Below are 13628 nucleotides of genomic sequence, written 5' to 3' on the forward strand. Positions count from 1 at the left end.
TTTAACCATTTAATTAACTAGTAAATAGTTTATCTTTATTTACACTATATGTCAAGATATTTTACATATTTTCATGAAAAAAATGAGAACTAGAACTTACATTCTGTTCTCATTTTCGATTTTAACTTTTCTAGTTCTCCTATCCTGTTTTTAGGAGTTAGAAAATGTTGTTACAACTACTTACTCTCCCTTAACAAAGCCAATAATTTTTCAGCTTCTGCTATAATAGTATTGTTGTCCTGGGAGCCAAATAGCAGGTTATTTTTTAAGCCAGTGAGAGTTTCTTTGGCATTGGACTTGATAATGGGGTCTTGGATCTTTGCAAGTAGCTCTTCAGCCTCTCTCAGTTTTTCTTCAACCTTTTCAGTTTCAACCTGAGGTTCTTCTGGTTCCTCTGGTGATTCTTCTTCTGGCTCCTCAGTTGGTTTTGGAGATTCTGGTTTCTCACTTTGAGGCTTCTCTTCGCGTGGCTTTTCTTCCTCAGGTTTGTCTGTCCGAGGTTTCTCCTCTGATGGTTTTTCCGTTTGATTGGTATCAGCTTGACCATTTTGGTTTCTTTGAACATGATCACTTGCATTGCCCCAACCACTATCTGAATGCGGACGTTCGTTTGGATGTTCGACATAGTACTTGACAGTCGCAAAGAGATCTTCTAGACTATACCCCTTAGGTGCCTCATAAAGTCCTTCGTCAAACCACTCAAATTTGATGTTATGGTAATGATCATAATGAGGAATGATTAAACTACCGTTTTTAACTTCCACGGTATGTTGGAGATTGTAAGGCATACGATCAAGCGGCACCTTTTTAGCTGCTTTCACGCGGTTGTAGATAGCTTCTGCTCCTTTAGCCTCCGTATTTCCTGGATTCTGATGGTCTGTTGAAGGAGGAGTCAAACCTTTCTCTTTAGCATAAGCCTGGGCTGCCGCTCTTTCGGCTTCAGACAAACTATCTTTCTTAATCCAATGACTATGGGTCATATGTGGAGCTACATAGGCATCCCCCTCATCACTGGTGATATCACGAGGATCAAAGATATAGCCATCTTCTGTTGTATACTTGCCTGCCAACTTGGCTACTTGAATCTCATCATCAGTGTAGGCAATTTGCGCATTTGGTTTTCCTAAACGTTCTGGATGACGAATCGGTGCTAGAAAGGCCAAGATATCATCCACCAACTTCACTTTATCACTTGAGTCATTATTGAGTCGTTCCAACAGTTTATCTAAAGCGTCAAAATCAGCTTGACGCCCTTTATTATCAAGTAAGTCTTGATGAACTGTTGCTAGTAAATCATAAGCCTTATTGTAAAATCCTTGATCACCAGATGGGAGGTTGGTTTTCCTAGCTCCTAGCTTATGAGACAAACTTTCTTGCTTGGCTAGTTTACTATCAATGGCTGCTGCTGTTTCTGCTGAAAGTTCCTTGGCAGAAATATAACGTGAGGCTCCATTCTCCTCAAATACATAGCCATCAGCTACTTTTCGAATCGCTTGTTTGACCAACTTTTTATCAATTGGATTGCTTGGAGCTGATTGAGGATTTGGTGTAGGTTGCGGACTTGGACTAGGTTCTGGAGTCGGTTGTGGACTTGGTTCTTCTGGCCTTGAATCTGGTACCCAATGGTTCGAACGATAACGAAGAGGAATAATACGAGCGATTCGTTCTTCCAATTCAGACATTTGTTCATAAGGGATAAAGTGGTAATGGTTACCATGAGGGACAGCTACACCTCTGGCTGTGCGACTTGTGATTTGTGCTGGGTCGAAAACAAGGCCATCAGATTCTACGTGTCGTTGGCTGAGTGGCAAGGCATAAAGTTGTTTCAGAAGGCCATCAATATCCTCATCACTTTGACTTGCTTGGTTATCGTCGCTACTGTTGTTAGCTGTGTTCGTGTTCGTATAGCTGTTGCTTTGATTGTTATAGCTGTTGCCTTGATTATTATAGGATGGAGTCCATCTATCTACATCGCTGCTAGCACTGTTGTTATTGGTACGGCGATAAGTAGGCATATTTGATTGGCCACTTCTACCAGATAGAAAGGCTTCTGCAGCAGCCAATTCGCTGGCAGACAAGTCACTCTTAGGAATATAGTGGAAGTGATTGCCATGAGGAACGATATAGGCATCACCTGTATCTTCTATGATATCAGAGGCATTAAAGATATAACCATCATCTGTGGTGTAGCGTCCCTGTGAACGTGCCAAGGCTACCGCACCATCGTTTGCTGAAGTCCCTCTTTCACGATGCTGACTATGTTCTTGTTTTTGCCGATTGATTTCTTCTTTTGTACGGACATTATCCGCATGGGTTGCATCCTTAAGGTAAACATAGTATTTTCCATCTACCTTGATCACATAACCACCCTTGATTTCACTGATAATATCCTCGTCCTTGAGCTGGTAGTTTGGATCCTTCATCAGCAACTCTTCACTGATGATAGCGTCATAAGGGACTTTGCCATTATAGTAATGATAGTGGTCGCCATGCGAAGTGACATAGCCCATGTCTGTTATCTTGATGACGATTTGCTCCGCATTGATGCCTTCTTTCTTGCTGACTTCATCAGGAGTCAGATTCTCCGTTTTTTGTGCCGCCTGTTTTCCATCTATATAGGAAATACGATTATTTTCTTTGACTGTTCTAGCTTGATACAGTCCCAACTCGTAAGAACAGACACTTAAAATTAAAGCTGCCGCAGAACCAGCAAGGTATTTTTTATTAATTTTCATCGAAACTCTCTTTCTTTTTGATATTTCTATTTGCAATTCATTTCTAAATTGCAGAAACTCCTTTCTATTACTTAACTGGTTAATAGTTTACTCCTAAATTTGCAACTTGTCAAGGATTTTATGAACCAGTTAAGTATTTTTCATTCTGCTCCACTACTTTTTCTTTAAAAGGTTTCATGTAATCAGCTTTCCTGAAATTTCTTTTAAAAATACCAAAAAAAGTCCCTGCAACTTAGTTACAGGGATCTTTCGATTAATCAAAATTAACGTATTCTTTTTGAAGTTCAAGAACTTCTTCCATCGTTGAGCATTCTGTAAGGGCACGGTTTGCGTACTCTTCCATCTTAGCTGTGTCGAGTTTCTTCATCAAGCTACGTGTACGAAGTACAGATGTCGCTGACATAGAGAACTCATCCAAGCCCATTCCGACAAGAAGTGGAACAGCTTGTTGGTCACCAGCCATCTCACCACACATACCAGCCCATTTACCTTCAGCGTGAGCTGCTTTAATAACGTTGTTGATCAAACGAAGGATTGATGGGTTATATGGTTGGTAAAGGTATGAAACTTGTTCGTTCATACGGTCTGCTGCCATTGTGTATTGGATCAAGTCATTTGTACCAATTGAGAAGAAGTCAACTTCTTTCGCAAATTGATCTGCAAGCATGGCTGCTGCAGGGATCTCGATCATGATACCAACTTGGATATTGTCCGCAACTGCAACACCTTCAGCAAGAAGGTTTGCTTTTTCTTCGTCAAAGACTGCTTTAGCTGCACGGAATTCTTTCAAGAGCGCAACCATTGGGAACATGATACGCAATTGACCATGAACAGATGCACGAAGAAGGGCACGGATTTGTGTGCGGAACATAGCATCTCCAGTTTCAGAAATAGAGATACGAAGGGCACGGAATCCAAGGAATGGGTTCATTTCGTGAGGCATATCGAAGTAAGGAAGTTCCTTGTCTCCACCGATATCCATTGTACGAACGACAACAGGTTTACCGTTCATTCCTTCAAGTACAGCCTTGTAAGCTTCGTACTGCTCATCTTCTGTTGGGAAGTCTTGAGAATCCATGTACAAGAACTCTGTACGGTAAAGGCCAACAGCTTCAGCGCCATTGTCATTGACACCTTCAACGTCTTTTGGAGTACCGATGTTGGCAGCCAATTCAAAGTGTTTACCATCAGCAGTCACTGTTTGTGCATCTTTCAAGAGTGCCCATTCAGCTTTTTGCTTCGCATAAGCTTCACCAGCAGCCTTGAATTCTGCTGCTTGCTCATCAGTTGGGTTGATAATAACCTCACCAGTGATACCGTTAACGGCAAGAATGTCACCATCTTTAACGATTTCAGTGATGTTGTTTGTACCCAATACAGCAGCAATTTCAAGTGTACGTGCCATGATAGCTGAGTGGCTTGTACGTCCACCGATGTTGGTTACAAAAGCTTTAACAAAGTTTTTGTCCAATTGAGCTGTATCAGAAGGAGTCAAGTCGTGCGCAATCACGATCACTTCTTCATTGATAGAAGCTGGGTTTGGCAATTTTTTACCAAGGAGGTTTGCCAATACACGTTTTGTCACGTCGCGGATATCCGCTGCACGTTCTTGCATGTATGGGTTGTCTTCCATGCCCTCAAAGATAGTGATAAACATGTCTGTTACTTCTTTCAGACCTGCTTCTGCATTCACTTTCTTCGCACGGATTGTTTCCTTGATTTGGCTAATCATTTCTGGGTCAGCAAGAACCATTAAGTGAGCGTCAAAAACTTGAGCTGCTTCTTCACCGAGCGTACCTACTGCTTTCTCACGGATAACAGAAAGCTCGTCTTGTGATGCTTTTAGAGCGACATCAAGGCGAGCTTCTTCTGCGTTTGTATCTTCGACTGTAACAGTCTCAAATGACAAATCCGGTTGAACGAGTAGATATGCTTTTGCAACTGCAACACCATCAGATGCTGCGATTCCTTTAAGCATTTCTGTCATTTTCCTTATGCCAATCCTTCTTTTTCCATAGTTTCAGTGATAGCAGCGATTGCGTCGTCAGCATCTGCACCTTCAGCTGAAATTGTAACGTCAGCACCTTGGCCAACACCAAGACTCATAACACCCATGATAGATTTAAGGTTTACTGATTTACCTTTGTACTCAAGAGTGATATCTGAAGCAAATTTGCTAGCTGTTTGAACCAACAATGTTGCTGGACGTGCGTGAATACCTGTTTCTGCCACTACGTGGAAATCTTTAGAAGCCATAGTTTGACTCTCCTTTAAGTGTTTTCTTTTTGAGTTATATGTGATAACCCTTACAAGATTGTATTATATCATCTTCAAGATAATTTTTCAAGTATTTTATGGACTTTTACTGAAAATGAAATTACTTCTTTTTCTATTATAATGAGCACTCTAGCAATTAAATAGCATATCTAAACACTAATTGTTCAAAAATGTTATCATCAAAATTCAATTTTCAAAGCTATTTTCTCTTAATATCAATCAGAAGACAATCCTAGTAAATAATGAAAAAATAATACTATTTAGTTATAATTAATATAACTCAGCCAACCTATTATTTGAAAAGGCTTCATCAAATACTGAAATTCTAAAACCTACTCTTACCATCAACAGTAGAGAATTTATTCAATTTGCTACTTAAAGTAAAATAGGCTTGTAGCACCTAACAGTAAAAATGTAGATATATCTAAGTAGTATAAGTAGAACTAAAACTTTGATTGATTCCATTCAAATAAAGTATCCAACCAATCAAAAACGACATTATGGGCGAGTCTTAAATTATTGACTTGGCAATGAGCGTCCGCACCACTTTCCGCCTCAAATACTTGAAGTTTAGTTTGTTGATTTTTAGATTTAAGTGATTCATAAATTACCTTAGTTTGATGCTGCAGTTCAGCACCCTCACCCTTTCCCATGATAAACAGGCATGGGCATTGAATTTTTTTATAATCTACATTCTTTGCATAGTTAAATACATCATCAATAGCACTCTTAAAATCAGAAGTACCAAACTGCCATGCATACTTTTTAAGATTCAAATTTGCTGATTCATTCAAATTTCCAGCTAATTTTAAAATGGCATTTATTAACCAACTAGGTGCTTTCAAACTTGATCCGAATTCTTTTCTGAAGAGCTCTGCAACGTCGTAAATAGGGGTACTAGCAATCCAAGCATGAATTCTTGGATCCTTTTCGACAGCTTGTGCGGTAAAATATCCCCCTCCGCTGACACCATAAATGGCTAAATAATTTAGTTTAGGATTTCTATTTTCCAACCAGTCTATGCATAATGAAATTGGAATAGAGGCATCCACACCAAAGATTAGCCCTCTACTAGGATTGCTCCCTTGACCAGGAAGGTCAACCATTAAAACATTATAATTTCGTATCCATCCAGGATATCCTGCAAAATAAAATAAATCTTCGCGATAAGTATCACCTCCACCGATCATAATCAGCGTTGGGCAATTATCACCGCTATGAAGATAATAACCAGGCAAGTAGGAATCCTGATAAGCAATAGTTAGTTTTTCAATCGGTGTACCTAGTGAATGAATTGCACTAGAGAACGCCTTCTCCATTTGACAAACGATAGGTAAGTATTCGGCAGAAAATGGATCAGTAAACTGGATTGCCGATCGAAGTGAGTAGGTCTGTGCGAGATAATACTGCGCCTTTGTTTGTTCACTCAAACCTAAATTACTAACCTTTTGTTCAAGATAGTTCACATGTGATAAAAACTCATTTTTCCAGTCATCAGGTTTTGGTGAATTACCTAACTTTTGAGCAAGATAATACAGCTCTCCATGAGAGAAGCCAAAAACTTCACCGATTCCTAGCAACCAATTAAAGAAAAAATCCGTATCCCCATTCTTAAAAAATACACGAGTAGATTGCCGTTTTAAAATAACCTCGTTTTCTTTCACCACGCACCTCCTGATTTGCATTCTTTCATTTATTAATCTATTAATCCTATTTCCCTAACAACATTATACTATATATTTCCACAGTAAGTATAAGTTTCTAAAGTGAATAACTCTATTCTAATAGTTTTTGCATATTCAACATTTATCTAACTCATCTACTGTCTTTTATATTTTTTAAATAGTCTATATACCTAAATATCGTAATCGCTATAAACTCTTTTCATAGCTTCATTTTTAAATTTATTCCTATCTATAAGTTCTATGGTCACTACTAGTATACCACATAAAGCGAATACTTCCCAAAAATTACAGTTATATACTCTCTATCAAGAATACGAAATTCATAATCTATTTGGATGAATGCAGTATAATCTAACATCTTCATTTTAGTTATCTTTTAAATATTTTAATACAAAATATAGGGACATCTTGTGCAGAGACTTTCTTTTTTTCATTAATATTACAGTTTCAGTTTTGTTAAAGCATTGTCTCCGCTAAACTTATTCATGCTCTTACGATTTTTGCCATTTTCAACTTCTTTCAAAAACCACTATATCTTGTATTTTAATTTTAAAACTGTAACTTTTAGGCACAAGATTTAGTTTAAAAAGTTTGACAAAGTTTTTTTTTCTGATATACTAAGAAAGTAATCAAATTTTATGAGGAGTTACGAAATGGTAACGGTTTATTCTAAAAATAATTGTGTACAATGTAAAATGACCAAACGTTTCTTGGATAGCAACAATGTCGCTTATCGTGAGATCAATCTCGACGAGCAACCAGAGTATATCGACCAAGTTAAAGAGCTTGGTTTCAGCGCTGCTCCTGTTATCCAAACACCAACTGAAGTCTTTTCAGGTTTCCAACCAGGAAAACTGAAACAATTAGCATAATCTTAGTACATCATCCAGAAGAAATTGCTTCTAGGGCTAACTTAGAGGCCTTTCTTTTGTAATTAGATAAGGGAAATTTTATGGGATTAAAACATCTTGAGGACGTGACTTACTTCCGTCTCAATAACGAAATCAACCGTCCTGTCAATGGACAAATCATGCTTCATAAAGATAAAGAAGCCTTGGATGCCTTCTTTAAAGAAAATGTGGTTCCAAACACTATGGTTTTTGATTCAATCACTGATAAAATCAACTACCTCATTGAACACAACTACATTGAAACAGCATTTATCAAGAAATACCGTTCAGAGTTTTTGGAAGAATTGCATCAATTTATCAAGGACCAAAACTTTCAATTCAAGTCTTTCATGGCTGCCTATAAGTTCTATAATCAATATGCCTTGAAGACTAACGACGGGGAATACTATCTTGAAAGCATGGAAGACCGTGTCTTCTTTAACGCACTATATTTTGCAGATGGTGATGAAGCGATTGCGACTGATATTGCCAATGAAATCATCCACCAACGCTACCAACCTGCTACTCCTTCCTTCTTGAATGCTGGACGTGCTCGTCGTGGGGAGTTGGTATCCTGTTTCTTGATTCAGGTGACTGATGATATGAACTCTATCGGACGTTCTATCAACTCTGCTCTTCAACTTTCACGTATCGGTGGTGGTGTGGGAATTTCCCTCAGCAACCTTCGTGAAGCTGGAGCTCCTATCAAAGGCTATGAAGGAGCAGCATCTGGTGTCGTACCAGTTATGAAACTCTTCGAAGACAGCTTCTCTTACTCAAACCAACTCGGGCAACGTCAAGGTGCTGGGGTTGTCTACCTCAACGTCTTTCACCCAGATATCATCGCTTTCCTTTCAACTAAGAAAGAAAATGCTGATGAAAAAGTTCGGGTTAAGACTCTCTCACTCGGTGTTGTAGTACCTGATAAATTCTACGAATTGGCTCGTAAAAATGAAGAAATGTACCTCTTCAGTCCATACTCTGTAGAGCTTGAGTACGGTGTGCCATTCAACTATATCGACATCACTGAAAAATACGATGAATTGGTCGCAAATCCAAATATCCGCAAGACAAAAATCAAGGCGCGTGATTTGGAAACTGAAATCTCTAAATTGCAACAAGAGTCTGGCTACCCTTATGTAGTCAACATTGATACGGCTAACCGTGCAAATCCTGTTGATGGTAAGATTATCATGAGCAACTTGTGTTCTGAGATTCTTCAAGTCCAAGAACCAAGCTTGATCAACGATGCTCAAGAATTCCTTCAAATGGGAACAGATGTTTCATGTAACCTTGGATCAACAAACGTGGTCAACATGATGACCTCACCTGACTTTGGTCGTTCTATCCGTGCGATGGTTCGTGCTTTGACTTTCGTTACAGATAGTTCGCACATCGTAGCTGTTCCTACTATCGACCACGGAAACAGTTTGGCTCACACCTTTGGTCTTGGTGCTATGGGACTTCATAGCTACCTTGCCCAACAACTCATCGAATATGGATCACCTGAGTCAGTAGAATTTACAAGCATCTACTTTATGCTTATGAACTACTGGACCTTGGTAGAATCAAACAATATCGCTCGCGAGCGTGGTATCACCTTCCATAACTTTGAAAAATCAGACTATGCTAACGGTAGCTACTTTGACAAGTATGTGACAGACGAGTTTGTTCCAAAATCAGACCGTGTCAAAGAGCTTTTCAAAGACGTCTTTATCCCGAGTGCTGCTGACTGGGCTGAACTTCGCGAAAAGGTTCAAGCAGATGGTCTTTATCACCAAAACCGCCTTGCTGTAGCTCCAAATGGTTCTATCAGCTACATCAACGACGTTTCTGCTTCTATCCACCCGATTACGCAACGTATCGAAGAACGCCAAGAGAAGAAAATCGGTAAAATCTACTATCCTGCTGCAGGCTTGTCAACAGATACTATCCCTTACTACACTTCTGCCTACGACATGGATATGCGCAAGGTGATTGATGTTTACGCTGCTGCGACAGAGCACGTGGACCAAGGGCTTTCACTCACTCTCTTCATGCGTAGCGACATTCCAAAAGGTCTTTACGAATGGAAGAAAGAAAACAAACAAACGACACGTGACTTATCCATCCTTCGTAACTATGCCTTTAACAAGGGTATCAAGTCTATCTACTACGTCCGTACCTTTACAGACGACGGTGGGGAAGTTGGTGCTAACCAATGTGAAAGTTGTGTGATTTAATTTTTATCTGAGGCAACCAACATGAAAAATTTAATTTTAGAATCTATTAAAATTATAAAAGATGTTAAATGGGATTACGCTAGAATGGCTCAACTTACAAAGTTATGGGGTGGACCTAAAAAAGCAGCTACTATACTTATTTCTTTGGGGACTGCTCTAGGTGCAATAGCAACTATCAGTTTTCAAAAAGCATATAAACATTTCCTTTCTAAACTTCAAACTAACAAAAATATAAACTCACCAAACGACGAAAATGAACAAAAGATTCAACAAAAAACGGATGAGTATTTAACCGAAGTACAAATTAGAAAAGAAACCAATCAAAGTACAGACGATATTGACGAAGAATATAACAATTCTATGAAAGAACTTTTAGATAGCCACTAAGAATGATTAATTCAAAAGGATTTTTACAAAATGCAAACTTACTACAAAGCCATTAACTGGAATGCCATCGAAGATGTCATCGACAAATCAACTTGGGAAAAGCTGACGGAGCAATTCTGGCTCGATACGCGTATTCCCTTGTCAAATGACCTGGACGACTGGAGAAAACTATCAAACAAAGAAAAAGACTTGGTAGGAAAAGTCTTTGGTGGTTTAACCCTTCTGGACACCATGCAATCTGAAACAGGAGTTCAGGCTCTTCGTTCAGACATCCGTACACCGCATGAGGAAGCTGTTTTCAACAACATCCAATTTATGGAATCTGTCCACGCAAAATCCTATTCTTCTATCTTTTCAACCTTGAATACCAAGGCTGAAATTGAAGAAATCTTTGAATGGACCAACACTAACCCTTACCTACAAAGAAAAGCAGAAATTATCAATGAAATCTACCTCAATGGTACGCCTCTTGAAAAGAAGGTTGCCAGCGTCTTCCTTGAAACCTTCCTCTTCTACTCTGGTTTCTTTACACCGCTCTACTATCTCGGTAACAACAAACTAGCCAACGTTGCGGAAATCATCAAACTGATCATCCGTGATGAGTCTGTTCATGGAACATACATTGGTTACAAATTCCAACTTGGTTTCAACGAATTGCCTGAAGAAGAGCAAGAAAAACTCAAAGAATGGATGTACGACCTGCTCTATACCCTCTATGAGAACGAAGAGGGCTATACAGAAAGTCTCTATGACGGTGTTGGTTGGACTGAAGAAGTCAAAACCTTCCTTCGCTACAATGCCAATAAGGCTCTGATGAATCTTGGACAAGATCCTCTCTTCCCAGATTCAGCTGATGATGTCAATCCTATCGTCATGAACGGTATTTCAACAGGAACTTCTAACCACGACTTCTTCTCTCAAGTCGGAAATGGTTACCTCCTTGGTGAAGTTGAAGCCATGCAAGACGAGGATTACAACTACGGTTTAAACTAATTTGACCAATCATTCAAAATATCATGGTTTGTTTAAAACAACCATGGTATTTTTGTTTTTGTTTTATTTTGTTTTTTTCTATTTGATTGTTTGAGCGTTTTATGGTAAGATAATAATAGTAGAAATCGAGGTGATAAGGATGCTAAAGCAAGAAAAACTAGATAGTATTCTAGAAGCAGTAAACACAAAAGGCACTATTACTGTAAAAGAGATTATGGAGAGTCTTGATGTATCAGATATGACGGCTCGCCGCTATTTGCAAGAACTAGCAGATAAGGATTTGCTGGTACGCGTGCATGGTGGCGCTGAAAAACTTCGTACAGGTTCTCTCTTAAACAACGAACGCTCAAACGTCGAAAAACAAGGCTTGCAGATTGCTGAAAAACAAGAAATTAGCCGTTTTGCAGGGCATTTGATTGACGAAGGTGAAACTATTTTTATCGGACCGGGAACAACCTTAGAATGTTTTGCTCGTGAGCTTCCTATCGATAATATTCGTGTTGTAACAAACAGTCTTCCTGTTTTTCTCATCCTAAACGAACGAAAACTAACAGATTTGATCTTGATTGGTGGAAACTATCGCTCTATCACCGGTGCTTTTGTGGGGACACTTACCTTGCAGGATTTGGCAAATCTTCAGTTTTCTAAGGCATTTGTTAGCTGTAATGGTATCAAGGATAAGGCTATTGCCACCTTTAGTGAGCAAGAGGGCGAAGCCCAACGAATCGCTCTGAATAATGCTAATAAAAAATACTTACTGGCAGACCACAGTAAGTTTAATAAGTTTGATTTTTACACCTTCTACAATATCTCAGAGATTGATACCATCGTTTCAGATGCCAAACTGAGTCAGGAAACATTTGAAGATCTGTCGAAACAAACAACCATTCTTTTATCAAAACCATAAAAATTCCCCTGCCTTTTGGCGGGGAATTTTTTTGTTTTAGTTTTACTCGATAATCTGTGTCTCAGCTAGTTTTTTGTACCAGTGAGCTGATTTCTTGGGATAACGCTCCTGGGTTTCAAAATCAACATAGAAGAGGCCGTAACGCTTTTCGTAACCATTTGACCAAGAAAAGACATCCATCAGAGACCAGATAAAGTAGCCTTTGACATTGGCTCCATCAGAGATTGCATCTGCAATCACTTCCATATGTTTCTTAACATAATCAATCCGTCCATCATCGTAGACTGTCCCATCCACAAACTCATCTTTGTATCCGAGACCATTCTCTGTGATGTAGATTTTCTTGTAATTTGGGTAATCTTTCTTCACGCGCATGATTTGATCATACAAACCTTGAGGATAGATAATCCAGTCCCAGTCCGTACGTGGGACATAGTCAGGCGCCACTCGACGTCCAACTCCCTTAATCTGATACTTAGAGCTTCCTTTTTCACCCTTACCATTGTGGATGATTTCCGTCTCTCCGTCAAAGGCTTGCATCCAATCACTCATGTAGTAGTTAATTCCAAGGAAGTCGTTCAAGTCTCTTGCTGCTTCTAGGGCTACGAAGTCTTCTTCACGCAGATCTAAGCTTCCACCATTGACGGATAAAATATGGTTGACGCCTTCCATCGTTTCATCTGAATAGCGTCCAAGATAAGTTGCATCCAAGATAAATTTATTGTGGATGATATCTTCCAACTCGGCTGCACGAACATCTGCTGGATTATCTGGATCCAGAGGATACTTGGTAGGCAGGGCATGAACCACACCAATCTCCCCCTTGTAACCCTTATCCTTAAAAAGTTTTACTGCACGCGCATGCGACACCATCATATTGTGATGAGATTGGAAGACTTTGGCAAGGTCGTACTGGATACCTGGAGGGAATTTCCCAACCAAATACTGACCATCTCCTATCGGCCCAATTTCATTAAAGGTTGTCCAAAAGTTAACTTCAGGAAATTCTTCAAAACAGAAGGCTGCATAATCCACAAAGTGATCAATGTTTTCTCTATTCAGGAAATCTCCGTTTGAATGAAGTGCTTCTGGCGTGTCAAAGTGATGAAGAGTCACGAAGGGCTCAACATGACGTTTGTGACATTCTGCAAACAACTTGTGATAGAACTCAACTCCCTTGGCATTGACTTTCCCGTAACCAGTTGGAAAGATACGTGACCAAGCGATTGAAATACGGATACCATTGACACCATATTCTTCTGCAAGTTTGAGGTCAACTGGATATTTGTGATAGAAATCACTGGCTGGTTCAGCAGTGTACCAGTAGTTATCTTTGAGGTATTTGTCCCAGGCGACTGGCCCTTTACCATCAGTATGTGTAGCACCTTCTGCTTGGTAGGCTGCTGTTGCTCCGCCAAAAATAAAGTCTTTTGGAAGTGTTTTTGTCATTTGATTCACCTTTCAAGAAATAGAAATGAGATGGAGATATAGTTGGGAGGAGTTCCGCCATCTCACTTCTTCGCTATTTACAT

General features: G+C 39.4%; 10 protein-coding genes. 5 read left to right on the plus strand and 5 right to left on the minus strand.

Annotated features, from left to right (window positions below; translation table 11 throughout):
• Positions 1-176 precede the first annotated feature (176 nt).
• From D8801_RS02380 to D8801_RS02395, 4 genes are all read right to left on the minus strand, one after another.
• Positions 177-2735 carry a pneumococcal-type histidine triad protein gene (locus D8801_RS02380; protein ID WP_125847585.1) on the minus strand — a complete coding sequence of 853 codons (2559 nt, stop codon included), beginning with the start codon at positions 2733-2735 and terminating at the stop codon, positions 177-179.
• A 253-nt stretch (positions 2736-2988) separates the two neighbouring features.
• Positions 2989-4722, minus strand: a complete 1734-nt coding sequence (ptsP, locus tag D8801_RS02385) for a phosphoenolpyruvate--protein phosphotransferase (RefSeq protein ID WP_025168929.1) — start codon at positions 4720-4722, stop codon at positions 2989-2991.
• A 5-nt stretch (positions 4723-4727) separates the two neighbouring features.
• Positions 4728-4991: a phosphocarrier protein HPr gene (locus tag D8801_RS02390; protein ID WP_000146948.1), complete on the minus strand. Its 264-nt coding sequence runs from the start codon at positions 4989-4991 to the stop codon at positions 4728-4730.
• A 464-nt stretch (positions 4992-5455) separates the two neighbouring features.
• The gene (locus tag D8801_RS02395) at positions 5456-6676 is read right to left on the minus strand and encodes an alpha/beta hydrolase family protein (protein ID WP_000662008.1); all 1221 of its coding nucleotides are present in this window, start codon (positions 6674-6676) and stop codon (positions 5456-5458) included.
• Between the two features lie 674 nt (positions 6677-7350).
• Between D8801_RS02395 and nrdH the strand changes: the two genes are divergently transcribed.
• The 5 genes from nrdH (at position 7351) to D8801_RS02420 (ending at position 12096) form a co-directional block, all read left to right on the plus strand.
• Entirely contained in the window at positions 7351-7569 is a 219-nt protein-coding gene (nrdH, locus tag D8801_RS02400; protein ID WP_000259240.1) for a glutaredoxin-like protein NrdH, read from the plus strand.
• 80 nt (positions 7570-7649) lie between these two features.
• Positions 7650-9809 carry a class 1b ribonucleoside-diphosphate reductase subunit alpha gene (nrdE, locus tag D8801_RS02405; protein WP_125847587.1) on the plus strand — a complete coding sequence of 720 codons (2160 nt, stop codon included), beginning with the start codon at positions 7650-7652 and terminating at the stop codon, positions 9807-9809.
• 21 nt (positions 9810-9830) lie between these two features.
• Complete coding sequence (locus D8801_RS02410; protein ID WP_125847589.1) at positions 9831-10196, plus strand: hypothetical protein; 366 nt, start codon at positions 9831-9833, stop codon at positions 10194-10196.
• 30 nt (positions 10197-10226) lie between these two features.
• Positions 10227-11189, plus strand: coding sequence for a class 1b ribonucleoside-diphosphate reductase subunit beta (nrdF, locus tag D8801_RS02415; RefSeq protein ID WP_125847591.1), 963 nt, complete (start codon positions 10227-10229; stop codon positions 11187-11189).
• Between the two features lie 139 nt (positions 11190-11328).
• A complete protein-coding gene (locus tag D8801_RS02420; RefSeq protein ID WP_125847593.1) occupies positions 11329-12096 on the plus strand; it encodes a DeoR/GlpR family DNA-binding transcription regulator in 768 nt (255 codons plus the stop codon).
• Positions 12097-12138: 42 nt separating this feature from the next.
• Here D8801_RS02420 and lacG read toward each other — a convergent pair whose 3' ends face one another.
• A complete protein-coding gene (gene lacG, locus D8801_RS02425; protein WP_125847595.1) occupies positions 12139-13545 on the minus strand; it encodes a 6-phospho-beta-galactosidase in 1407 nt (468 codons plus the stop codon).
• Positions 13546-13628 lie beyond the last annotated feature (83 nt).

Source organism: Streptococcus oralis, from assembly GCF_003943415.1.
GTDB classification, from domain to species: Bacteria; Bacillota; Bacilli; order Lactobacillales; family Streptococcaceae; genus Streptococcus; species Streptococcus oralis_BJ.